Source organism: Pedobacter polysacchareus (genome assembly GCF_019802255.1).
Lineage (GTDB): Bacteria > Bacteroidota > Bacteroidia > Sphingobacteriales > Sphingobacteriaceae > Pedobacter > Pedobacter polysacchareus.
In genome coordinates this window covers 203,736-227,209 of the sequence record NZ_JAHYSS010000004.1, presented here as the reverse complement: position 1 = coordinate 227,209, position 23,474 = coordinate 203,736, and the positions used below count along the sequence as shown (strand labels likewise).

At 41.5% G+C, this 23,474-nt stretch carries 20 protein-coding genes; 4 read left to right on the top strand and 16 right to left on the bottom strand.

Going from position 1 to position 23,474, the window contains the following annotated elements; translation table 11 throughout:
• Nucleotides 1-12 precede the first annotated feature (12 nt).
• The 3 genes from K7X70_RS12130 to K7X70_RS12120 all read right to left on the bottom strand — a co-directional run bounded on the left by K7X70_RS12130 (nt 13) and on the right by K7X70_RS12120 (nt 5,660).
• On the bottom strand, nt 13-3,087 hold the full coding sequence (locus K7X70_RS12130; protein ID WP_222537355.1) for a TAT-variant-translocated molybdopterin oxidoreductase: 3,075 nt from the start codon (nt 3,085-3,087) through the stop codon (nt 13-15).
• A 44-nt stretch (nt 3,088-3,131) separates the two neighbouring features.
• Nucleotides 3,132-4,427: a cytochrome c3 family protein gene (locus K7X70_RS12125; RefSeq protein ID WP_255607123.1), complete on the bottom strand. Its 1,296-nt coding sequence runs from the start codon at nt 4,425-4,427 to the stop codon at nt 3,132-3,134.
• Nucleotides 4,428-4,679: 252 nt separating this feature from the next.
• Entirely contained in the window at nt 4,680-5,660 is a 981-nt protein-coding gene (locus K7X70_RS12120; RefSeq protein ID WP_187665676.1) for a deoxyhypusine synthase family protein, read from the bottom strand.
• 162 nt (nt 5,661-5,822) lie between these two features.
• Here K7X70_RS12120 and K7X70_RS12115 point away from each other — a divergent pair, with 162 nt between their 5' ends.
• Complete coding sequence (locus tag K7X70_RS12115; protein ID WP_222537354.1) at nt 5,823-6,956, top strand: BamA/TamA family outer membrane protein; 1,134 nt, start codon at nt 5,823-5,825, stop codon at nt 6,954-6,956.
• An 8-nt stretch (nt 6,957-6,964) separates the two neighbouring features.
• Here the strand turns inward: K7X70_RS12115 and K7X70_RS12110 are convergent, their stop codons facing one another.
• Nucleotides 6,965-7,747: an O-methyltransferase gene (locus tag K7X70_RS12110; RefSeq protein ID WP_222537353.1), complete on the bottom strand. Its 783-nt coding sequence runs from the start codon at nt 7,745-7,747 to the stop codon at nt 6,965-6,967.
• A 44-nt stretch (nt 7,748-7,791) separates the two neighbouring features.
• Here K7X70_RS12110 and K7X70_RS12105 point away from each other — a divergent pair, with 44 nt between their 5' ends.
• Nucleotides 7,792-8,661 (top strand): transglutaminase-like domain-containing protein, encoded by an 870-nt coding sequence (locus K7X70_RS12105; RefSeq protein WP_222537352.1) that lies wholly within the window; start codon nt 7,792-7,794, stop codon nt 8,659-8,661.
• On the opposite strand, the gene K7X70_RS12100 is transcribed toward K7X70_RS12105, so the two are convergent.
• The 4 genes from K7X70_RS12100 to K7X70_RS12085 form a co-directional block, all read right to left on the bottom strand.
• Nucleotides 8,658-9,575, bottom strand: a complete 918-nt coding sequence (locus K7X70_RS12100) for an alpha/beta hydrolase (protein WP_222537351.1) — start codon at nt 9,573-9,575, stop codon at nt 8,658-8,660. The genes K7X70_RS12105 and K7X70_RS12100 overlap by 4 nt on opposite strands.
• 2 nt (nt 9,576-9,577) lie before the next feature.
• A protein-coding gene (prfB, locus tag K7X70_RS12095) for a peptide chain release factor 2 (protein WP_222537350.1) occupies nt 9,578-10,655 on the bottom strand; the annotation gives its coding sequence in 2 pieces (ribosomal slippage) (nt 9,578-10,594 and nt 10,596-10,655; 1,077 coding nt in all).
• Nucleotides 10,656-10,739: 84 nt separating this feature from the next.
• Nucleotides 10,740-11,240 carry a hypothetical protein gene (locus K7X70_RS12090; protein ID WP_222537349.1) on the bottom strand — a complete coding sequence of 167 codons (501 nt, stop codon included), beginning with the start codon at nt 11,238-11,240 and terminating at the stop codon, nt 10,740-10,742.
• A gap of 83 nt (nt 11,241-11,323) precedes the next feature.
• Nucleotides 11,324-12,628, bottom strand: coding sequence for an amidohydrolase (locus K7X70_RS12085; protein ID WP_222537348.1), 1,305 nt, complete (start codon nt 12,626-12,628; stop codon nt 11,324-11,326).
• A gap of 100 nt (nt 12,629-12,728) precedes the next feature.
• Between K7X70_RS12085 and pgi the strand changes: the two genes are divergently transcribed.
• Together pgi and K7X70_RS12075 are read left to right on the top strand one after the other, a co-directional pair.
• Nucleotides 12,729-14,375 (top strand): glucose-6-phosphate isomerase, encoded by a 1,647-nt coding sequence (gene pgi / locus K7X70_RS12080; protein ID WP_222537347.1) that lies wholly within the window; start codon nt 12,729-12,731, stop codon nt 14,373-14,375.
• Between the two features lie 76 nt (nt 14,376-14,451).
• Complete coding sequence (locus K7X70_RS12075; RefSeq protein WP_222537346.1) at nt 14,452-14,979, top strand: DUF4251 domain-containing protein; 528 nt, start codon at nt 14,452-14,454, stop codon at nt 14,977-14,979.
• A gap of 72 nt (nt 14,980-15,051) precedes the next feature.
• Here the strand turns inward: K7X70_RS12075 and K7X70_RS12070 are convergent, their stop codons facing one another.
• From K7X70_RS12070 to K7X70_RS12035, 8 genes are all read right to left on the bottom strand, one after another.
• The gene (locus tag K7X70_RS12070) at nt 15,052-16,128 is read right to left on the bottom strand and encodes a glutaminyl-peptide cyclotransferase (RefSeq protein ID WP_255607122.1); all 1,077 of its coding nucleotides are present in this window, start codon (nt 16,126-16,128) and stop codon (nt 15,052-15,054) included.
• Nucleotides 16,129-16,135: 7 nt separating this feature from the next.
• On the bottom strand, nt 16,136-16,498 hold the full coding sequence (locus K7X70_RS12065) for a YraN family protein (protein ID WP_222537344.1): 363 nt from the start codon (nt 16,496-16,498) through the stop codon (nt 16,136-16,138).
• On the bottom strand, nt 16,499-18,505 hold the full coding sequence (gene dnaG / locus K7X70_RS12060) for a DNA primase (RefSeq protein WP_222537343.1): 2,007 nt from the start codon (nt 18,503-18,505) through the stop codon (nt 16,499-16,501).
• Between the two features lie 54 nt (nt 18,506-18,559).
• Complete coding sequence (locus tag K7X70_RS12055; protein WP_222537342.1) at nt 18,560-19,225, bottom strand: SGNH/GDSL hydrolase family protein; 666 nt, start codon at nt 19,223-19,225, stop codon at nt 18,560-18,562.
• Between the two features lie 5 nt (nt 19,226-19,230).
• Nucleotides 19,231-20,781: a serine hydrolase gene (locus K7X70_RS12050; protein WP_222537341.1), complete on the bottom strand. Its 1,551-nt coding sequence runs from the start codon at nt 20,779-20,781 to the stop codon at nt 19,231-19,233.
• 44 nt (nt 20,782-20,825) lie between these two features.
• Nucleotides 20,826-21,767 carry a hypothetical protein gene (locus tag K7X70_RS12045; protein WP_222537340.1) on the bottom strand — a complete coding sequence of 314 codons (942 nt, stop codon included), beginning with the start codon at nt 21,765-21,767 and terminating at the stop codon, nt 20,826-20,828.
• 61 nt (nt 21,768-21,828) lie between these two features.
• Nucleotides 21,829-23,016: a M20 metallopeptidase family protein gene (locus K7X70_RS12040; RefSeq protein WP_222537339.1), complete on the bottom strand. Its 1,188-nt coding sequence runs from the start codon at nt 23,014-23,016 to the stop codon at nt 21,829-21,831.
• Nucleotides 23,000-23,458: an SPOR domain-containing protein gene (locus K7X70_RS12035; protein WP_255607121.1), complete on the bottom strand. Its 459-nt coding sequence runs from the start codon at nt 23,456-23,458 to the stop codon at nt 23,000-23,002. Before K7X70_RS12035 ends, K7X70_RS12040 begins: the two co-directional genes overlap by 17 nt.
• Nucleotides 23,459-23,474 lie beyond the last annotated feature (16 nt).

Sequence of the window (23,474 nt, the reverse complement as noted above, 5' to 3'; positions counted from 1 at the left end):
TTTAATATCAGCTTACGCTTGTACTGTTGTATCTGTGTTTCTAATTTTTGTCATATAACCTATACCCGGTTGTACGTTGATCTCTTCCAATACATAGTAAATACGCTCACTACGTAATGCTTTAGATACTTCCGACTCAGGATCATTGGCATCGCCAAAGATGATCGCATTTGCCGAACACGCTTGCTGACATGCCATTTTGATATCACCATCTTTTAACGGACGTTTTTCAATCTTAGCAGTTAATTTACCAGCTTGGATACGTTGGATACACATAGAACATTTCTCCATTACACCTCTTGAACGAGCAGTTACATCAGGGTTAAGTACCAGCTGAGTAAACTCATTGTTCAGATAGTTGTCGAAACGAGAATCATTCCAGTAGTTAAACCAGTTGAAACGACGCACTTTGTACGGACAGTTGTTCGCACAGTAACGTGTACCTACGCAACGGTTATAAGCCATGTGGTTTAAGCCGTCTGAAGAGTGTACTGTTGCCAATACCGGACAAACCGTCTCACATGGAGCATGGTCACAGTGCTGACAAAGCATTGGCTGGTGAACTACAGATACATTATCAAGGTTGTCTAAATGAGCAATTTCTTTCTCCTTAGTTACCGCATTGATACCAGTACCATGAGCGCCATGTCCGCCTTCTGCATGTGCATCACCTTCTACATTAAAGCTGTAATAACGGTCGATGCGGATCCAGTGCATTTCTCTGCGCTTACGAACCTCTTCTTTACCTACAACAGGAATGTTATTTTCTACGTTACAAGCAACAATACAAGAACCACAACCTGTACAAGCATTCAAATCGATTGCCATCACCCAGTTGTTACCTGGTTTCTCATAAGCCGGCCATAAATCGTAAGTTTTATGTTTTGCATGGTCATTACCTGAACCTGCAGCTGGATTCTTTTTGTATTCAGTGAAAGTAGCTTCACGGATAATGTTTCTTCCTTCGAAAGAGTGGTGCGTTTGTGTTTGCGCCAATTCTTCTCTGCGACCTGTTCCAGATAACTGAACCGTAGTTGCATAGCTAGAAGTACCATTGCTGAAACTTACAAAAGGATAAGCATTTTTACCTACGTTGTTTCCAGCTTTACCAGTCATCGTTCTACCAAATCCTAAAGCGATTGAAGCAGTTCCTTGTGCTTGTCCTGGCTGAATCAACACAGGTAAGTCAATAGTATAACCGTTTGCTGCTTTTACAGATACGATATCGAATTCTTTGTAACCTAATTTCTCAGCGAATTTAGGTGCAATAGCAATGTAATTGTCCCAGGTTACTTTCGAAACCGGATCTGGCAATTCTAATAAGAAAGCGTTATTACCATGTCTACCATCGCGCATTGATGCACTTTCATAAACTTGTAATTCGACATCTTTTGCTAATGATTTGCTGTTATTTAAAATGGTAGGAATTACAGCTGCCAATGACAAGTTGAAGTTATAAGCTCCAGCTGGTTTAGCGCCTGCAATGAATACACCAGTTTGTAATACTTCTTTCCAGGTTTTACCGAATAAAGGAAGGATGTTTTTATCCCAGTTGTTACGCACATACTGGTAGTAATCTTTAACCGCGTTATCAGACCAGATCAATAAACTCTCTTCTGCCTGACGGGTATTGAATACTGGATTGATCGTTGGCTGAACGATAGAGTAAACACCTTCGTAAGCACTTGCATCACCCCATGACTCTAAATAGTTATGGTTTACTGCAATTACATCACATAAGCTGGCTGTTTCATCTTTACGATCTGCGAAAGATACTTTTAACGCTACCTTAGCCAATGCATCTGCAAAAGCTTTCGCATTTGCGACATCATAACCAGGGTTAGCATTTAAAATGAATACTGCAGCAACTTCTCCTCTGTTCATTTCATTGATAAACTCAGCAAATTCTGCATCGTTACCTGCGTAACGTTTACAAGGATTGTCTAAGTCGATCGTTGTACCATAACTGCCAATTGCAGAGTTGATCGCATTTACCAGAATCTGAGTAGATACGTCATTTGAACCTGAAACTACTAATGCTTTTCCTTTGTTTTGCAACAATTCTTTAGCGACCAACTTAATTGCTTTATCAGCAGTTACGTTATTTGGCAAGCTAGCACCAGCTAAATTATTTCCAGTAATGGTATTATATAAGGTAATTAATGCAGGTCCCTCTTCTGATAGTTTAACCGGTACACGCGTATCAGCGTTAGTACCTGTTACACTCATACCAGCTTCGAACTGGAAGTGACGTGACATTTTACCAGCCTTTAAAGACTTGTGATTTCTGTTCGCAACATACTGGGAAGTGAATTCTTCACCGCTGATCCAGGTAGATAAGAAGTCTGCACCGAAACTTACGATCAGGTCAGCCTTGTCAAATCTGTATTGTGGAACTACTGCTTTACCAAAGCTATTCTCATTTGCTTTGATGATACCAGTATAAGATACTGCATCGTATTGTACGTGCTTAGTATTAGGATAAGCAGCAGCAAAGTCAGCAATTACTCCTTTAGTAGAAGGACTGCTTATTGAAGAAGAAACCACACGGATTTTCTTTCCTGATGCCTGAGCTTTATTTAATTCGCCTTTTACAAACTCATCAATCTTAGCCCATGATGCTTTTTCATCATCCTTCAAAACAGGACCATGTAATTTAGAAACATCATATAGATCTAAAACAGAAGCTTGCGCCTGTGCATCAGTACCTGTGTTGAATACTCCTGAATTTGGGTTTGCGTCAATTTTAATTGGACGTCCCTCTCTGGTCTTCACCAATACACTCTGTCCATTGAAACTTGATACATAATAATTCGGGATACCCGGAACTACCTCTTCAGGTCTGATGACATAAGGGATTGATTTATGAACCGGAGCTGTCTGACAAGCTGCAAGCGTTACCGCTCCCAGGCCGAAGCCTAGTGCTTTCAAAAAGTCCCGGCGCGGGGTTACCGTACTTAACCCTGCTTCATTTAAAACATCTTCTATTGGAAGGGGCTCAGCAAATTCGTTTTTGTTGTTTTCAACAAAATCGGGAGTGTTTTTATACTCCTCTAAGCCTTTCCAGTATTTTTTATTGCTTTCCATTTAAGCTATATTACTGTTTATCGAACGTTCTTATTAAACTCTTATTAATAGTGGCACTTACCACACTCTAAACCACCCAATAATGCTGGTGTGATTTTTTCGCCTTTTTTGATTTTCTCATGGGCTTCAATCACTTTCGTATAGAAAGCATTGTCTTTACCTGAAATCTCAGCGTCTTTATGGCAATTGATACACCATTTCATCGTTAGCGGAGAGAACTGATAAACTTCTTCCATGGTATTCACCGGACCGTGACATGCAAAGCATACCGGCTCATTTGGCTGAAGACCTTTTTGTTTTCTGATCGCTTCCTCACCTACTACTACGTGTTGAGAGTGGTTGAAATAAGCAAAATCAGGAAGGTTGTGTACACGAATCCATTCTACTGGTTTCTCTTTAGACTTGTCGTAAGTTAAAGTTGCCGGATCGTAACCGATCGCAGTGTAGATCTTTTGGATCTCAGGAGAAATTTCACCGTTGTACTTCTCAGTAGCCTGTACCGATTTGTGACAGTTCATACAAACGTTCACAGATGGAATAGAAGCATTTTTAGATTTAAATGCACCTGAGTGACAGTACTGACAATCAATCTGATTCGTCCCAGCGTGTAATTCGTGAGAGAACTTAATCGGTTGTACCGGCTGATATCCAGTGTGTACACCTGTATTCCACATACCCATCCATCCGAATGAACCTAAGCTCACTACTAAACATAGAATGAAGAAGAATACAAATTTTTTGTTTTTGAATAATCTGCGAACACCTACTACTAAAGAAACATTGTCTTCTTCTGTAAGCACCACACCACGCTTTTGTAAAATCAGACGCTCTAACATTTTAATCGCACGTCCTAGTACCACTAATACCGCAATCGATATTAATATAATAGCTACGATACCTGCGATAGAAAAATCAGATACACCTGTGTCAGCAGTGGCAGTAGTTGCTGCTGCATCGCCTTCTTTCTTAGGCTCGCCCGCTTTAGCGTAAGCGATCACACTTTTAATTTGTTCGTCTGTTAACGTAGGAAACGTCGTCATCTCCGATGGAGAGAACTTCGCAGCCTCAATCGCTTGCTTGTCGCCAGCATCAACTAAAGCTTTCCAGTTCCTTACCCATTTGATGGTAAAGGCTTCGTCTAGCTCGTTCATTTTGGCAGTTAAAGCCGGACCTGTACTGTTACGGTCTAATTGGTGACAAGAAGAACATTTATCTTTAAATATTTTTCTTCCCTCCACTACATCTTGCGCTTGTGTTGCAGAAACGATTAAAACAGATAGAGCCGTGAACATGAATGCCGACTTCCAAACTCTTCTAATGATCAATGAGATATCCCTCATAATGAGTATTTTATGCTATTTTTTAAAAAACTTGTAAACCGCCTTTGGCAATCGAACTTAGGTTCTACACCAAAACGTCCACAAAAGTAAAATTTATTAACTTACCAATGACAAATAAATGACAGTAAATACAATTTATAATCAATCTAAATAGTTCGTTTTTGTGGCTTTAAACGAAGAAAATCAGCAATTTTCAAAAAACTGCTGATTCTTCTCAGCCAACCTCACATGGACAATATTTGTAAATTCAATTTACATTTTTAATATCCATGCAAAGATCAGTGGCGCAACGATTGTCGCATCTGATTCTACAATGAACTTTGGCGTGTTGATATCTAATTTACCCCAGGTGATTTTTTCATTCGGCACTGCACCTGAATAAGATCCATAAGAAGTAGTTGAATCAGAAATCTGACAGAAATAGCTCCAGAATGGAATATTCTCCATTTCCATATCTTGATACAACATCGGAACCACACAAATTGGGAAGTCACCGGCAATACCTCCACCAATCTGGAAGAACCCGATACCTTTACCAGAACTGTTCTTAATGTACCAGTCTGCTAAATAACCCATATATTCAATACCACCTTTTACAGTAGTCGCTTTAACTTCACCTTTCATCACATAAGAAGCAAAGATGTTACCCATCGTTGAATCTTCCCATCCCGGTACTACAATCGGCAAGTTCTTCTCTGCCGCTGCAAGCATCCATGAGTTTTTAGGATCAATCTCATAGTATTGCTCTAAATCACCGCTCAATAACATTTTGTACATGAACTCATGCGGGAAGAAACGCTCTCCAGCATCTTCTGCATCTTTCCAGATCTTATTGATGTGCTTTTGCAACCTGCGGAAAGCCTCTTCTTCAGGAATACAAGTATCAGTAACCCTGTTGTAATGGTTTTCTAAAAGATCCCATTCATCCTGTGGACTTAAATCACGATAGTTAGGCACTCTTTTGTAATGCGAATGCGCAACAAGGTTCATAATGTCTTCTTCCAGGTTGGCACCAGTACAAGAAATAATCGAAACTTTGTCCTGACGGATCATTTCAGCTAATGAAATACCTAACTCAGCAGTACTCATCGCTCCTGCAAGGGTAATCATCATCTTACCACCTTCATCCAAATGTGTTTCGTATCCTTTAGCCGCATCCATCATAGCTGCCGCATTAAAATGGAGATAATTCGTCTCCATGAATTGCGAGATAGGTCCTCTTGTTGTACTCATTTTTGATTAATTTATGTTGTTGCGGCAAAAATAGGCAAATAATCGTAAAGGACTAATCCTAACCCCGCTTTAAAACGGAAAGCCCATCAAATACTGGCGCTAATCTTGCTATGGGATCGCCAGTAACAGAATTATATATAAATCTTTCCCTATTTTAGGCCAATGAAGAGAATTTCGCTTTGCATCACTATCCTGATCATTACCGTCGCAAACGCATCCGCACAAAAGAAGTTTATCAAACGATACTTGTCAGAAAAAACAGATAGCTCACGCAGAGCGAGCTTTATGCCAGTACCCATTTTTCGTTATTCCCAGGAAATTGGTGCAGAATTTGGCCTTGGTGCTTTATACTCTACTTACCTGGACAGAAAAGACAGCAGCAACCGCAGCTCCAACTTTTCTGGTGTTGCTTCTGTATCAACCAAAGGACAGTACAACTTTTCGTTAAAGAGCGACATCTGGACCAAAGGCAATGAATATCATTTCATCTCCGAGTTCAGGTTTAAAAGAATGCCCTTCGATTTTTTCGGAATTGGTAATGAAACTTTATTTGCGGATAAAGACAGATTGATTCAACGCCAGTCGAGAGTAATGCTCGAAGCAGAAAAAAGACTATTACCACATGCCTATACCGGGCTCTCCCTGGGATTTGAAAATTACAGCTTCAAAGATGAGGTGACAGGCGGCTTATTTAGTACAGCTCCTGACCTCTTTCACAGATCAGGCGGCAATGTTGCCTATATAGGTGTTTCACAAAGCTACGACACCCGGAATTCCAACAACTACCCTACTAAAGGATTCCTTGGACGCGTTACCTACCAATACGCCCCTAAACTCTGGTCTGGCGAAAGCTTCAGTGGAAGTGTCATCAGGGCAAACGTGAGAAATTTTTGGTCGCTCAGCCCTAAATTCGTTTTAGGCGTCAATGCTTTATTCCATACCATACAAGGAAAAAATATTCCTTTCTATCTATTGCCGCAAATGGGGAATGATGAAATGATGAGGGGATATTATACCGGGCGCTACCGCGATCAGAACTTACTGGCTGGACAGACAGAATTGCGTTACCGCTACAACAACCGTTTCGGTGCAGTAGTCTTTGCAGGAACCGGACAAGTTTTTGCCAATGGCGATTTTGCCCTGAAAAGCTTCAAGCCTTCTTATGGAATGGGCGGAAGATATTTCTTTGATCCGGAAAAAGGACTGAGTGTCCGCATGGATTATGCAGTGGGAGAAAAACGCAGCAATGAAAAACGCCAGAGTGGTTTCTATTTCACCCTGGCCGAAGCATTCTAAAAGAGATTTTAAAACTTAATCTTAAAATGTTCTTTTGCCTGTCCTTTTTTAAAGTAAACCAATCCGATCCAAAACAGGTCTATGGTTACCGTAACCTCTGGATGGCGTTTGATCTCTTCCCAGGCTTCTTTCATCCCTTCACTCCAATATATATCATCAAAGATCAATAGCGAACCTTCATGTACTTTCGGCAAACACCAGTTGAAGTAATTGAGGGTCGCATCCTTTCTATGGTTTCCATCTATATAGACAAAATCAAGCTGATCTGCCTGTGCGATTAAATCCGGCAGCAAGGTATCGAAGTTCCCAACCCTCAACTCCACATTCTCGAGTTCCAGATCCACAAAGTTTTTGTAAGCTACTTTTGCCGTTTCCGGGCAGCCTTCAATCGTAATGACATCTGCCTCCGGACAAGCTTTAGAAAGGTATGCGGTAGTCAGCCCCAAACAAGTACCCAATTCCAAAATATGTTTTGGCTGGTTCTCTTTCGCAAGGCGATAAATCAACTGTGCCAGCCTTGGGCTCTTCAAAGCGTTCTTTGCAATCTGTCGTACCTTTTTAGTACGGTTCTTATTCAAATGAGAACCTGCACCGAGGTCGGTCACCGTAATTAAAGAATCGTCATTTAAAAGTTTTTTTCTTTGCGCTTCAATGCTTTTGTAATCACTTTTAACGTTAAAATCGTAAATTACCTCATCTGTGAGCTTATAAACGAAAGGAGAATGAGTACCATGTCTGCTTTTTGAAGTCAATCGGTGCTGAAGATAGTCGCTGATAAAGTTGAAAACCATAGCTACAAAAATAAGCAATCACATGATTCTAAGTTGCATGTTTAATGGAAAATAGTAAAGAAATAAGCGCATTGGTCAAATTGTTGGACGATCCCGATCCGGAGATCTTCGAACATATTGAAAAACGCCTGCTGGAGTATGGAGAAGAGGTGGTTCATTTTCTTGAAAATGCATGGGAAGAATCTTTAGACACCGTGCTACAGGAAAGGATTGAGAATGTAGTTCACAAAATCCAGTTCAACAGTGTGAAGCAAGACCTGAACCTCTGGTATCAAAGCGGAGCCTTCGATCTTTTGCAAGGTGCATTGGTGGTCAACAGGTATCAATACCCAGACCTTGATGAGGAAAAGATCAAATTCCAGATGGAAGAAATCAAAAGAGAAATCTGGATCGGACTGCAATATGAAATGAGTTCTATTGAAAAGATCAAACTCATCAATCATGTATTCTATAATGTATATGGCTTCAGTGGAAACACAAAAAACCACCATGACCCTCAAAATTCTTACATCAATCAGGTATTGGACAGTAAGAAAGGAAATCAAATCTCTTTAGCCATCATCTATTCGACTATTGCCCAGAAGCTGGATATTCCGGTATATGGTGTCAATCTGCCGCAGCATTTTATCCTCGGCTATATTGACGAGAGCAAACGGGAAGGCAATGAGTTTGGCGTGCTCTTCTATATCAATGCCTTTAACAAAGGTGCCATATTCGGCAAACATGATGTTGATCAGTTTCTTCGTCAGCTGGGACTTGATCCTATGCCCGGATTTTATGCACCATGCAGTAATGTAGAAATCATCAGAAGAATCCTTAGAAATCTGATTTCCTCTTATGAGAACCTGGGTTCCGCAGACAAGGTAGCAGAATTGAAAGAGCTGCAGGACATTCTTGACAACAGTAACCTTTAAATAATTTTATTGGCTTTCATCCAGTTGACCAGGCGGTCAAACCATTGATCCTGTGTCGTCTTATTGTTCAATCCGAAACCATGGCCACCAGCCTGGTAAGTATGGAGCTCTACTTTATTACCTGCTTTTGCCATTGCCCGATCAAAAGACAAACTATTTTCAACAGGAACAGATTTATCATCATTTGCATGCACTAAAAACGTCATCGGTGTTTCTGCATCCACATGGCGCTCATTGGAAAAGTATTCCTTTTGTGCATACGCTGCATCTGGCCCGGTCAGATTTTTCGCAGAACCGGTATGTGGGGACTCCAGCAAAGAAATCACCGGATAAATTAATATCGAGAAATCCGGACGAAGACTCAATCCCTCTTTATTCTCTATTTTGACATCCTTATAATGTACCGTCAATGTGGAGGCCAGGTGACCACCCGCAGAAAAGCCCATGATCCCTATTTTTGCAGGATCAATATGATATTTCGCAGCATCTTTCCTGACTACATACATCGCCTGTTCGGCATCCTGTAAAGGGCCGAAAGATTTATCGATCATAATCGCATCATCCGGCAAACGATATTTCAATACAAATGCGGCAACGCCGATGTCATTGAAGCGCTTAGCGACATGATCACCTTCATGGTTAATCGCCAGAATGCCATAACCGCCACCCGGACAAATGATCACTGCCGCACCTGTTGCCTTATCTTTCGATGGCAAAAACACTTTTAATGTAGGTACAGATACCTTACTGACCCTAATGATTCCATCTTTTCCTGTCTCAGAAAGCTCTTTATAATCTGCAGGCGTAGGCTTTGCCCCCGGAATAACTCCAGGATAAATCAATATACTTTCCTGCGCCATCGCGCTATTTGTAGTAAAAAGACCGGTCATCAGTAATACAATAAGGTATCTCATATTTAAAATTCCATTAAGTAAGCTTTCAAAAATTCGTTCAAATCTCCGTCCAATACGGCCTGCGCATTAGAAGTCTCATAATTGGTTCGTAAATCTTTGACCAATTTATAAGGATGCAGTACATAATTCCTGATCTGCGATCCCCATTCGATCTTCTTCTTAGAGCCTTCAATTAAAGCAGTTGCTTCCATACGCTTCCGCATTTCCGCTTCATACAGCTGCGATTTCAGCAAGCGCATTGCATTTTCTTTATTCTGCAGTTGTGAACGCGACTCCTGGTTTTTAATCACAATCCCAGAAGGTTTATGGTACAGCCTTACGGCAGTTTCCACCTTATTCACATTTTGTCCACCAGCACCACCGGAACGGAAAGTCTCGAATTCAATCTCTGAATCCTTCACTTCAATCTCAATCGTATCATCCACCAATGGATATACATATACGGAAGCAAAAGAAGTATGCCTGCGGGCATTGGAATCAAAAGGCGAAATGCGCACCAAACGGTGAACCCCATTTTCTCCTTTCAGATAACCATAAGAAAAGTCTCCGGCAAATTGAAGCGTAACTGATTTTATACCGGTCACCTCCCCTTCCTGCGAATCCTGTTCTGTTACCTTATAGCCGTTTTTCTCTCCCCACATGATGTACATACGCATCAGCATGGCTGCCCAATCACAGCTCTCTGTACCACCGGCACCTGCAGTAATCTGCATCACCGCATGCAGCTGATCTTCCTTACTGCTCAGCATATTTTTCAGTTCCAGTTCTTCCACCATATTTAAACAGCGGTTGTATTGTTCCTGCATTTCTTCCGCAGTGGCATCGCCGGATTGGAGAAACTCAAACATGACTTCTGTATCTTCCAGCTCCTTATTTACTGCTTGCCAGGCATCAGTCCATACTTTCTTGGAATTGATTCCTGCCAAATGCTTTTCTGCTTTTTTAGGATCATCCCAAAAATCAGTTTGCAGGGTCAGCTCCTGCTCAATATAAATTTCCTCAAGACGTGTTTCTACGTCAAAGATGCCTCCTCAGCGACGCTACTCTGTCCCTTAAATCCTGAATTTGTTCTTTTGTCATAATCACAAATATATAATAATACAAAGAGGTTCTGTCCCTGTTTTCAAAAACAAGCACAGAACCCCCTTTAAACCTTTTCTTTTACTAATTAAAAAGTCCTTTTAGCTTATCGACTATACCAGATTCCCCTTCTTTTCCAGGCTCAGTGCTGCCACTGAACAAATTCGTCAGGTCCGACAACTGGAACTTCCCGTCAGGTCCTGAAATTTTCGTCAGCATATCCTGAAGATTAAAAGAACTGTCGTTCGGATCATTTGTCTTACTCACCAGCTTATCCATTACTCCCGGAATAATTGAAGCAGCAATCGCTTTCGCCGAATCCAGGTTAATGCCCATCCCAGACAGCTTGTCGATAAAACCAGAAGAAGCGTCCTTTACCACCGAAGAGTTGGCCACATCTCCACCTTTAAAGGCATCTACAAGATTACCAATATTTCCCGACGACAATTGTTGTTTCAAAGAGTCAAAAATAGAACCAGAGGCCGCTTGAATCGCAGCCTCATTCTGCTCATTTGGAACGTCGGAATTGTTCACAATGGCATCCTGAGCGCTTTGTTTAACCAGTTCATTCAAATTTTCTAACATAAAATTGTTTTTCTAGGTGATGTACTACTATTAGTATATTAAATATAACCAATTAAAATGATCCCTAAATCAAAAAACTGTCCTTATTTTTTCAAGTTCATGTAATCAAGTGCCAGGTTACTAAGGGCTTCCACACCCAATCCAAACCCACTCTCATCAATAAAGAAATCTGGGGTATGGTGTGATGGTGCCTTTAATGGATCTTGTCCTTTAGGCATTCCTCCGAGGAAAATAAACAAGCCAGGAACCTTTTCCTGATAAAATGAAAAGTCTTCTGCTCCGGTTACCGGCGGCTTTAATTTCACATGTGCTTTACCAGCAGTTGCCTGTAAACTAGGTAACATTTTTTCTGTCAAGGCTACATCATTAAAAGTAACCGGATAATGGTTGCTGTATGGAATTTTTACTTCTGCTGTTCCACCACCTGCTTCTGCAGTTTTTTTAGCGATCGTCGTTACCCTTTCAATAAACATCGCTTCATCTTCTTTTGAGAAGTTGCGGATCGTACCAATCATTTCTACTTTTTCCGGGATAATGTTAGAACGAATTCCCCCGTTGATGGCGCCAATTGTAACGACACCTGGATTTTCCGTCACATTCAGGTTCCTACTCACAATGGTCTGCAGGTTATTCACAATTTGTGCAGAAATCACAATCGGATCAATGCTGCTCCATGGATAAGCACCATGCGCCTGTTTGCCAGTCACCGTAATTTTTAAATCATTCACTGCAGCCATAATCCCAGCCGGACGATAGGTAATATCTCCTACCGGTGTTTGTGAATTGATGTGTAAACCAAAAATCACCTCCACTTTCGGGTTTTCGAGCACCCCTTCTTTCACCATCAATGCAGCACCACCTTCTTCGCCTTCAGGAACCCCCTCTTCTGCGGGTTGAAAAATAAATTTAACCGTGCCCGGAATGTCTTTTTTCATAGCAGCCAACACCTCTGCCACGCCCATTAAAATCGCCACATGGCTGTCATGACCGCAAGCATGCATCACGCCTACTTCCTGTCCGTTATACCTGGTTTTTACTTTAGAAGCGAAAGGCAAATCAACCCGCTCTGTAACGGGTAAACCGTCCATATCTGCCCTTAACGCAACTACTGGCCCTGGCTTTCCACCTTTTAGAATTCCAACAACACCTGTTTTCGCCACACCAGTCTGCACCTCGATCCCTAAAGACTTCAAATGTTTGGCCACCAAAGCTGCAGTTCTGTTTTCCTGGTTGCCCAATTCCGGATGCTCATGCAAATCCCGACGCCAGTCTATCACTTTTTGAGTAATGCTCAAAGCCTTTTTTGAAACCTCAGGTCTCAGATTTTGCTTTTGCGCAACCGCATTAGCTCCAAACAAAACCAACAGTATAAAGTAAAATCTTTTCATAAACCTATTTTTTATACGTTAAATATAAGATAATGAGCGGATATTCATTTCGAATAGAAATATTATTATAAACTCCTACATTTACAGAAATACTAATATGATGCTACCAACGATAAACTTTACAGAAACCGCAGCTTATAAATACTTGACCGATCATTTTATCGGGATCAACGAAAAAAGCCTAAAGGATCTTTTTACGGAAGATGCTTCCCGTTTTGAAAAATTCTCGATACTATTTGAAGACATTCTTGTGGATTATTCAAAGAACAGAATTGACGATACCACAATGGCTTTGCTGATGCAATTGGCCAGAGAGTGTAAATTGGACCAGGCCATTAAAGCCATGTTCAGCGGAGAGAAAATCAACCAGACTGAAGGCCGCCAGGTACTTCACATTGCTTTACGTAACCAGGGCAGTACACCTATTCTTGTAGATGGCAAAGATGTCATGGAAGAGGTGAACAAAGTATTGGAAAAGATGGATAAATTTAGTCAGGCGATCATCTCCGGATCATGGAAAGGCTATACTGGCAAAGCGATCACAGATGTAGTGAACATCGGTATCGGTGGTTCTGATTTAGGTCCGGTAATGGTTACTGAAGGCTTAAAAGCCTACAAAAACCATTTAAATATGCATTTCGTGTCCAATATCGACGGCACACACATTGCAGAAACCTTAAAAAATGTAGATCCGGAAACGACCTTATTCCTGATTGCTTCTAAAACTTTTACGACACAGGAAACCATGACCAATGCCAATAGTGCAAAGGACTGGTTCTTAAATAGCGGTGCTGCGCAAGGCGATGTGGCCAAGCATTTTGCCGCATTGTCTACCAATGCAAAAGATGTTGCTGCATTCGGTATTGACACCGATAACATGTTCGAATTCTGGGACTGGGTAGGTGGAAGATATTCCTTATGGAGTGCAATCGGCCTTCCTATTGCTTTAAGCATTGGTTTCGACAACTTCAAGCAATTACTTGCAGGTGCACACGCTGCAGATACACATTTTGAAACTGCTGAATTTGAAAACAATGTACCGGTAATCCTGGCTTTAATTGGCATCTGGTACATCAATTTCTTTGATGCAGAAACTCAGGCGATCTTACCTTACGATCAATACATGCACCGTTTTGCCGCTTATTTCCAGCAGGGAGATATGGAAAGTAATGGTAAACATGTAGACCGTAATGGTAACGATGTCAGTTATGAAACAGGACCGATCATCTGGGGAGAGCCAGGAACCAATGGACAGCATGCTTTCTATCAGCTGATCCACCAGGGAACCCGTTTGATCCCTTGCGATTTCATCGCTCCTGCGCAAAGCTTAAACCCATTAGGCGACCATCACCCGATCTTATTGTCTAACTTCTTCGCTCAGACAGAAGCTTTAATGAATGGTAAGACCAAAGAACAGGTGGTTGCAGAACTGGAAAAAGAAGGCAAAAGCAAGGAAGAAATAGAAAAACTGGCACCCTTCAAAGTTTTTGAAGGAAACAGGCCAACCAACTCTATTCTTTTGAAGAAAGTAACACCATTCAGTCTGGGTAGTTTGATCGCTATTTACGAACATAAAATCTTTGTTCAGGGCATCATCTGGAACATCTTCAGTTTCGACCAATGGGGAGTCGAGCTGGGCAAGCAATTGGCCAAAAGCATTCTTCCGGAACTAGAAGGAGATCAGGAAGTTCAGTCTCACGACGCTTCAACAAACGGTTTGATCAACCAGTATAAAAGCTGGAGATAAATGACAAAAAAATAGCGCTTAGAATTAAACCTTTTAAGCGCTATTTTGTTCTAACCAAATAAAAAAGGATATGATCATGAGAACATTTAAAAAATTGTTAGCACTTCTTATTGTTTGCTCTAGTGTGCAGGTAATGGCACAAACAGACAAAGCAACTACAGCCAAATTAGTCGCTGACAAGCATCTAGTGTTTGAAGCAACCTCTGCGACTCCTATGGCTAATGCTGATTTAAACAAAATAATGAGCAGAATGCCTGGTGGTATGGGTGGCGGTATGATTCAACTTACCGGATCTCAATACCAACTGATCATCAACAAGGATAGCGTAGAAGTTTACCTGCCTTATTATGGAAGAGCGTATAATGCGACCATGAATCCAGATGATTCAGGTATAAAATTTAAGTCTAAAAAATTCGATTATAAAACCACTGCGAAGAAAAAAGGAGGATGGATCATTGACATCGCCCCTAAAGACACCAAAGATGTACGCACGTTATCTTTAAGTGTCTCGACAAGTGGTTATGCGACCTTAAATGTGATCAGCATGAACAGACAGCCGATTACTTTTAATGGTGTCATTGCTGAACCTAAGAAAGCAGAGTAATAAGAAGAATTGTAACGAAAAAGCCGTCATATCGAGGATATGACGGCTTTTTTTATAAAGAAATCTTTAAGATTAAGGTTTAGCAACCAGGTCCACCTGGAATAGATGCGGCCATTTTTTGCCGGTCACGAATAAACGTTTACCCGCCTTGTCCCAGGCAATACCATTCAGCACATTGTTTGCAATGTCTACTTCATCTTTGTAATATCCTGCTGGCAGCAATCCTGTAAAATCAATTTCTTTTTCAATTACACCTGTTGCCGGGTCAATTACCACCACCACATTTTTCGTGTAGACATTGGCATAAATTTTACCATCAATATATTCCAGCTCATTTAACTGAGGCACCGGACCATAATTGTTGTAAACTTCAATAAAGCCTTCTTCTTTATAATTATCTTTATTCAGGAACCAGATTTTGTTAGTACCATCAGATTTGTATAATCTAGTACCATCAAAGCACAGTCCCCAGCCTTCCATGCTAGACTGATAAGGAAAAGTAGCTTGCTGCGTCAATGATTTCGCGTCAAACACTAAACCCAATCTATTCTGCCAGGTCAGCATTACGATCTTATCCCCTACCAAACTGGATCCTTCCCCAAAATACTGGTCATCCAGTTTCGTTTGCTGTAAGATTTTCCCGGTAGGTACGTCTACCCATCTCACAAAAGAATGCTGTTCCTGACCGGTACTTTCCAAAAAGCGGCCATTGTGGTACTCCAATCCCTGCGTATAAGCAGCGGTATCATGAGGAAAAGTCTTAATTACTTTATAACCGTATTGCGAAGGCGTCACAGCCGACTTTAACTCAAAGTTGATCGTTAACGTATCTTTCTTTCCATCCTCCTCTATAACGGCTGTAATCAGCTTATAACCCAAACTCAAACCTGTGGTAGGGATTGCAACAGGATCAGCGTTGTTTTTAGTAGCCACTGGCTTTCCATCCAGGGTATACACTGCAGAAGTAACATTACTGCCCGAAGGAACTTCCAAAGCGACTTTTACCTCCGTTCCCAAAGGAAAACTCTGCCCTTGTTCCGGGGACTTAAAACTTACACCAGTTCCTACCGGCGCATTATTTTTACAGGAAATAACCAGCGAAACGCTCAATAATAAGCAGGCCGACAGGGCTAATTTAGATAAACTCATGATTTTTTTAACTTGGCCAGAATGCATCTTCAATGTGATTAATTTTATAACTGTTTTTTTGCTCAAAAGTAATGGCAATAATATCAAAACGGATTTCTCCCTGATGTTGTTTTAACTCAATATAGGCCGAGGAAGCAAATTCCAATTGTTTCTCCTTTTTGCGGTCTACAAAATCTTCCGGCTCCCCAAAATCAATACTGGTACGGGTTTTCACTTCCACAAAAATCAGGGTTCCTCCCTGATCAGCTATAACGTCTACTTCTGCCCTTGCGTATCTCCAATTCACATTTAAAATGCGGTACCCTGCATTTTCCAGATAGGCTCTGGCGATCTCCTCCCCACGCTGGCCGAGTTCGTTATGCGCTGCCATCTATTTTAAAATCACCGTTCCCAGGAACTTCGAAATCTCTCTTTCCACGCTTTTCATAAACATAAAGCGCTGCATCAGAATCTCCAGATTAACCGGATCATTTTCTGTTTTAATCTCTTTAGAAATATCTGAGAGCATCCGCGCTACCTTCCCTTTTTTAAGGTGAAAAATCCCACCAAGAACGGTCGCCTTTAAGTTGACACTTTCATCCCTAACATAAATATTGTGCTTATTGTACCAGTTTTCACTTAGGGAATACGGAGAGGTAGACAGCGTAATTGCCAGTTCTACAATATTCCGGTTTTCACTGTTGATAAACTGGCTGGCTACCGGCAGGTGGCCATTTTCTATTTCTTCATTATAGGTATCAATAATGATTTTACACGTCGGATCGGTAAAGCTTACATCTGCGAGGTTCTGCATAATGAAAGAACCGATATACATATTATCAATCTTATCCCAGCTCACCAGCTCATGGCCATAGGCCAATAAAAGACGCACTACTTCCTGCTCCTGCAGCAAATCACTTTCCTCGGCTGCAGCCGCTTCCGCCGCTTCTCCGCCAGCACCTGGAACCTCAAAAAGATTGTCAGGCGGCCCATCAGGATAAGGCTGATATTGGTTTTGATTTTGCTGTTGGAAACCAGAAGAACCGACCCCGGAATTTCCAGCGCCTGATTGACCAGCACTCGATTTCCTGAATTTCGCCATCCTGATCTTATTCAGCTCAGAAAGTAAAATACGCTCTTCTACCTGCAGCAGGCTGCTGCATTCCTTGATGAAAATCGAGGCCTTAATATCATCTGGGATCTTCGCAATACTTTCTACAATATCACGGATGATGCCTGCCCTTTTGATCGGATCGGAACCTGCTTCTTTCAGCAGGATATTCGCTTTGTAAAGAATAAAATCTTTACGGTGCTCTTCAATGTATTTTTTAAATGCTCCAGAGCCTACATGGTGCATGTAAGAATCGGGGTCATGACCATCAGGGAAGGAAACAACTTTTACGTTCAAACCCTCCTCCAGGATCATGTCTAATCCACGTAAAGAGGCCTTAATCCCCGCAGCATCGCCATCATAAAGAATCGTAACATTTTCTGTAAAACGGCCAATCAGACGAATCTGCTCCGTTGTCAATGAAGTACCTGATGAGGCCACTACATTTTCTATTCCTGCCTGGTGTGCAGCGAGTACATCCGCATAACCTTCTACTAAATAACAGTTATCCGTGTCACGAATGGCCTTTTTGGCATGGAACAACCCATAAAGCACATTCGACTTATGGTAAATATCACTTTCCGGTGAATTGACGTATTTAGGGACATTTTTATCTGTTTTCAGCGTTCTACCGCCAAAGCCAATGATCCTACCCGTAAAATTGTGGATGGGGAACATCACCCTGCCCCTGAAACGATCATACAGCTTGCCCTTATCATTTCTGATCGCCAGGCCTGTTTTCTCCAGGTATTCTTCTTTATGTCCAGCCGAAACCGCATGCTGAATCAAGGCATCCCAAACATCCGGAGAGTAACCCAATTGGAACTTCTTAACGATGTCTTCCCGGAAACCCCGCTCTTTAAAATAGCTCAGGCCAATGGCACGGCCCTGATCCCCTGTCCACAGTTCATTGGCAAAGAAACCCGCCGCAAATTCTGAAACAATGTATAAGCTTTCCCGCGCATTCTGGGCTTCAATATTTTGTGGAGACTGTACCGTCTCCTCCACCTCAATATGGTATTTCTGAGCCAGAAACTTTAACGCTTCCGGATAAGAATACTTCTCATGGTCCATAATAAAATGGACCGAATCACCTCCTTTACCACAGCCGAAACACTTGTAAATCCCCTTGGCCACAGAAACGTGGAAAGAAGGTGTTTTCTCATTGTGAAAAGGGCAATTCCCTATCAAACTGGTACCACGTTTTTTTAAAGACACAAAATCACCAACCACTTCCTCAATGCGGACGGTTTCCATGATCTTGCTGATGGTATCCTGGTTAATCATTCTTTAATATTTTTATAATCTCTTTCTCTAATCACCTTATTTTTATCCGTTTGTTTATTTCAACAGTGGGATCAATACTTCTGCAAGGGTCTGATTCCCTTTATCGTTCAAATGTACACCATCAGTCGTTAAAACTCCCTTGGCCACATCTGCTATATTATTTTTTTCCTCATAGGTTTTAAACAAATCCCTAAGATCGCATAGTGGCAATTTATTTTTATTTGCCAGCTCCCTTATCGCTCCTGAATACTTGTCCAAATCGGCATCCATTTCATTTGCTCCATTTTTCTTCTCCCCGATCACCGCAGGCGTACATAAAACTACCTTTGAACCGCTTGCCTGAATCTTGTTGATCAACGCCTGATAAAAGGCGATAAACTTATCATAATCCGTTCCTGTACGCATCGATTGCTTATGCCATACATCATTCACACCAACATAAATCACCACCAGATCCGGCTTTTTTGACAGCACATCCTCCTCCATCCGTAGGTAAAGATCGTAAACCTTATTTCCACCGATACCAGATCCGATGACTTCATATTTCAAAGGATCCAGAGACTTACGGATCAAGTCTACATACCCTCCTGGTGCTACCCCCATCTGGGTGATAGAATCGCCAAAAAAAATAATCTTTTTAGGCTTAAAATTCATCGCAGTAAATAGGACAAACAATGCCATTGGTACCAGCAGGAGACTTAACTTTTGATTATATTTCATGAGTATTATTTTTTTGCAGCACGTGTAAAATCAAGATCCTGGAAATCGTAACTGAAATCCGTTAATGGAGAAACAGCGGCCATTTTCAGACCGGAAGCTTTGCCTTCTTTATCTAGAGAGAAGATCGCAAAAGCATCTGCATGCATACTTCGGTCTGTCCATTTCACCACAAAAGTATTTCCTTTATAAGGCAGCATTTCACCAGCCAATTTCGGGGAATTCAGAGATTGAAACCAAGGTTTACCATTTACTTTTTTAATGACAACCTCACCAAACCATGGGTCAACAAAAGAACCTTCATAAACGCTCAGGTCAACTTTTTGGGTATTCTTTTGCTGTTCAGCCGTAATTGCTGCCCAAACCTCATCAGTCACCTTTTTACTTTCGGCTTCATCTTCCGATGCATACCCTTTATAAACCGCAATTCTATCCTTCCCTTTGATGCCAAAATAACCATCTTTTATCGTGTTGGTAATGGACGAAAAAGCATAACCGCTCTCCTGATTGGTCAGCACAATAATGCCCAGTTTCAGTTCCGGAATTAAAGTCACCTGCGTCACAATCCCACTTAAACCACCGGTATGTGAAACTTCTAATTTTCCGTTAATAGCGCTCAAAAACCAGCCCAGTCCATAACTGTTAAAAGAACCACCTGCGATGATCGTTTGCGGGCTCCACATTTCCCGATGTACTTCTTCACTGAATAAATTCTTCTTTAATCCCTCGCCATATTTGCCATTATCCATCTGCATGATCGCCCATTTGCTCATCTCTGTTACATTCGACCAGATGCCACCTGCAGCGTTGGAAATCTCAGGAAAACCTTTACTGACTACGGTTAGCTTTCCATCAATCAAACTATGTGCATCAATCACATTCTTTTTGTCTTTCAGACGAGGGTAAGCACCGGCACTCTGGCTCATTCCTATCGGGCGCATGATTCTGGTTTCGACAAAATCTTCCCAGCTCATTCCCGATACTTTTGCCAGTACCTCTCCTGCCACAATATACAGCAGGTTATCGTAGTCAAATTTAGTCCTGAACCCAGAAACAGGTTTCAGGTAACGCATATTATGAATCAGTTCCGCCTTAGTTACCCGGTTAGAATCCGGGAAAATCATCAGGTCTCCTGCACCTAAGCCTAAACCAGAACGGTGGGTCAATAAGTCCCTTACGGTAAATTCCTGGGTCACATAAGGATTATACAGCTTAAATCCAGGAATCAGATCTACCACCTTATCGTCCCATTTCAGTTTCCCTTCATCAACCAATATGCCCAATCCTGCGGCAGTAAAAGCCTTGCTATTGGAAGCAATTCCGAAAAAAGTATTTTCGTTGACTGCCTCCTTCGTCCTGATAGAGCGAAGCCCATATCCTTTAGAGTGAATCACTTTCCCATCTTTTACAATCGCTACCGCAATCCCAGGAACATCAAAAGCAGTCAGCGTCTTTTCCACCAGGCTATCCACCTGTTTACTGGTCAGTACCTGTGCTTGAACAACTCCTGTAAATCCAAGAATTACAAAAGAAAAGACGATGAACCTAATTTTTTTCATAACAGAACAATTTGTCTATCAAATATATTTTAAAATTCGGAAATCTATTTCCCGGTATCGTAGTCCTTATGAACAATTAAAAAACTTGCCCGTTCTTCCTTTTTAAAAGGATAGTCCCAATTCCCCTGATAAGTGATCTTAGTGGGTAATTTCTCCCCTCCAAAATAACTCATTTCAATGTTCATCTGTACGTTGAAATCAAACAGCATATTGCTATATTTCATGTCCACATAACGACCCAGAATCTCAAAAGTACGCTGATCAAAAATAGTGGTCAGTTCCTTAATCATCAAGCCCTCTTTGGTACCATTGCTCAGGTCGGGTTTCACCGTCACCTTGAAACGGTACACTGGAATAGAATCCAGGTAAGTTCCGCTGGCATAGCTATAATCGTAATACTGGCGCATATTGGCCGTAAAGATTTGTGTTTTACTGCCGATAAATGGCAAGCCTTTAATAGGTCTTCCGGGGGCAAAAATGAGGGTCTTCAGTTTATCTTTATAGCTTTCATTACTTTCGGCTCCTTTACCAGTAGTCATAGGCCCTTCAGATACAAATTCCGACTGATACGCGTTCATAAAGATGTAATCAAACATCTCAATCGTATACAACTGGTATTTGCCATTTTTCTTGTACACCTTTCCCGTATCCTGTTTCACCAGGTATTCCATCTTGACCGGCCCTTTAGGGCTATGTCTGATTTTCCGGTAAATCCTGCCGTTTACTTTATTCTTTTTATCGTAGGTATAAATTCTGTTTTCGGCGATGAAACCGTACTTCTTCATATTCCGGAAAGCCTGATAAAAGCTATTATCGGTGATGATCGCATTAATAAACGTCTCTACACCGAACTTTTGCGACACGATATTGACTGCAGAATCCAGCTGGATAGTTTTAATGGTATCCGGGTTAAAGCGCGGAATCTCCTGGCTAAAACCTTTTCCAAAAAACAAAATGCAAACCGCTAACAAAAGTATTTTCTTCATTGGGAAATCCGGGAACAGTACACAAAAATTAATGCCGATGCGGTGGTTTAACAACCGCAACCTAATTACCCAACTGCTTTAATGCAAGATAAGCCATTAGGCCAGTCGACAATTTTAAAGCATCCTCATCAATATCAAAGTTTGGCGTATGCACAGAATAGCTGGTTCCTTTTTCTTTATTTCCGGTTCCTAACCTATAAAAACAAGCATCGGTTACCTGCGAATAGTAGGCAAAATCTTCCGCTGCCATCCAGATATCCAATTCCAGCACATTCTCTTTTCCTAAATAATCTTCTGCATGCGCACGTGCATTATCGCTCAATACCGGCTCATTGATCAGGTAAGGATAGCCGTTCATGATGTTAAAATCGCAGCTTCCGCCCATACTTTCAGCAATGCCTTCTGCCATTTTTTTCATCAGTAATTTTGCTTCCTTACGCCATTCTTCATTCAGTGTTCTGAAAGTACCTTCCATTTTCACTTCATTAGGAATGATATTCGTTGCTCCATTGGCCTGCACCTTTCCAAAAGAAAGTACAGAAGGCAAGCGTGGGTCTGCATTTCTGCTGACAATTTGCTGCAAAGCGATAATGATGTGCGAAGCAATCACTACCGGATCAATATTCTGGTGAGGCTGGGCACCATGGCCGCCTTTACCATGCACAGTTACGTATAATTCGTCCGTTGAGGCCATATAAATACCTGAGCGAAAACCAACCTTACCTGCATCAATTAATGGCATCACATGCTGTCCAAGGATCGCCTGTGGCTTAGGATTCTCTAACACCCCTTCTTTAATCATGATACTGGCACCACCTGGAAGCACTTCTTCTCCCGGTTGAAAAATCAATTTAATGGTGCCTGCAAATTCTGCTTTCAGGCTGTTCAGGATGAAAGCCGTTCCCAATAACGAAGAACTGTGAACATCATGACCGCAGGCATGCATCACTCCTGGATTTTTTGAAGCATAAGGTTTATCATTTGCCTCTATGATTGGCAAAGCGTCCATATCTGCACGCAATGCGATAATTTGATCAGATGGAATGTCCCCCTTAATCAATCCAACTACCCCTGTATTCGCCATTTCTGTATAAGGGATTCCCCATTCATCCAGGTGACTTTTAATATAAGCTGAAGTTTCAAACTCTTTAAAGGAAAGTTCAGGATTGGCATGAATATGCTGACGGTAGCCTCTCACCTGATCAAAAATATCAAGCGCTAGGGTTTGGATCTTATCTTTCATTGTCATTGCTATAATCTAGGTTAGGTGCATTTATTTTCTCCCTAAAAATAAACAGGGTTGGAAACATGGGTCTCAGCTCATTTAACAAACGCTGGGCTTCCAAACGTGTTCTAAAATCGCCAACCCGCAAATAATAATTAGGTTCTTTGTAAGTAATATAGGTGTTTAAATTCTGGTAAGCAGATTTAAAGCGGGCTTGTTCCGAAAATACCTGACGCCTGTCGGAGCCATAAAATATCTGTACGCGATACCCCATCTGACCAACAATTGCAGCCCCGGGTTTAGCGGGAGTACCGCCGGCAGTACCAGCAGACTTGGTGTACAAAGCGATCCGCTTTGCAATCAAGCTATCAATCATGGGATCTTTAATCACCACCACCTCTCCTTTCTGCTGGGCAAAAAGAACGATGGAGAAACAACACAATATACTGGTAAATAATATCTTCATGAAAGGGCTTAAAAAA

What these genes read in the sequence shown, in the direction of transcription:
- K7X70_RS12070 (WP_255607122.1), bottom strand. Translation starts at nt 16,128, where the DNA reads ATGAGTTTATCTAAATTAGCCCTGTCGGCCTGCTTATTATTGAGCGTT.
- K7X70_RS12055 (WP_222537342.1), bottom strand. Translation starts at nt 19,225, where the DNA reads ATGAAATATAATCAAAAGTTAAGTCTCCTGCTGGTACCAATGGCATTG.
- K7X70_RS12100 (WP_222537351.1), bottom strand. Translation starts at nt 9,575, where the DNA reads ATGAGATACCTTATTGTATTACTGATGACCGGTCTTTTTACTACAAAT.
- pgi (WP_222537347.1), top strand. Translation starts at nt 12,729, where the DNA reads ATGCTACCAACGATAAACTTTACAGAAACCGCAGCTTATAAATACTTG.
- K7X70_RS12090 (WP_222537349.1), bottom strand. Translation starts at nt 11,240, where the DNA reads ATGTTAGAAAATTTGAATGAACTGGTTAAACAAAGCGCTCAGGATGCC.
- dnaG (WP_222537343.1), bottom strand. Translation starts at nt 18,505, where the DNA reads ATGATTAACCAGGATACCATCAGCAAGATCATGGAAACCGTCCGCATT.
- K7X70_RS12130 (WP_222537355.1), bottom strand. Translation starts at nt 3,087, where the DNA reads ATGGAAAGCAATAAAAAATACTGGAAAGGCTTAGAGGAGTATAAAAAC.
- K7X70_RS12050 (WP_222537341.1), bottom strand. Translation starts at nt 20,781, where the DNA reads ATGAAAAAAATTAGGTTCATCGTCTTTTCTTTTGTAATTCTTGGATTT.
- K7X70_RS12045 (WP_222537340.1), bottom strand. Translation starts at nt 21,767, where the DNA reads ATGAAGAAAATACTTTTGTTAGCGGTTTGCATTTTGTTTTTTGGAAAA.
- K7X70_RS12125 (WP_255607123.1), bottom strand. Translation starts at nt 4,427, where the DNA reads ATGAGGGATATCTCATTGATCATTAGAAGAGTTTGGAAGTCGGCATTC.
- K7X70_RS12110 (WP_222537353.1), bottom strand. Translation starts at nt 7,747, where the DNA reads ATGGTTTTCAACTTTATCAGCGACTATCTTCAGCACCGATTGACTTCA.
- K7X70_RS12115 (WP_222537354.1), top strand. Translation starts at nt 5,823, where the DNA reads ATGAAGAGAATTTCGCTTTGCATCACTATCCTGATCATTACCGTCGCA.
- K7X70_RS12040 (WP_222537339.1), bottom strand. Translation starts at nt 23,016, where the DNA reads ATGACAATGAAAGATAAGATCCAAACCCTAGCGCTTGATATTTTTGAT.
- K7X70_RS12120 (WP_187665676.1), bottom strand. Translation starts at nt 5,660, where the DNA reads ATGAGTACAACAAGAGGACCTATCTCGCAATTCATGGAGACGAATTAT.
- K7X70_RS12075 (WP_222537346.1), top strand. Translation starts at nt 14,452, where the DNA reads ATGAGAACATTTAAAAAATTGTTAGCACTTCTTATTGTTTGCTCTAGT.
- K7X70_RS12085 (WP_222537348.1), bottom strand. Translation starts at nt 12,628, where the DNA reads ATGAAAAGATTTTACTTTATACTGTTGGTTTTGTTTGGAGCTAATGCG.
- K7X70_RS12105 (WP_222537352.1), top strand. Translation starts at nt 7,792, where the DNA reads ATGGAAAATAGTAAAGAAATAAGCGCATTGGTCAAATTGTTGGACGAT.
- K7X70_RS12065 (WP_222537344.1), bottom strand. Translation starts at nt 16,498, where the DNA reads ATGGCAGCGCATAACGAACTCGGCCAGCGTGGGGAGGAGATCGCCAGA.
- K7X70_RS12035 (WP_255607121.1), bottom strand. Translation starts at nt 23,458, where the DNA reads ATGAAGATATTATTTACCAGTATATTGTGTTGTTTCTCCATCGTTCTT.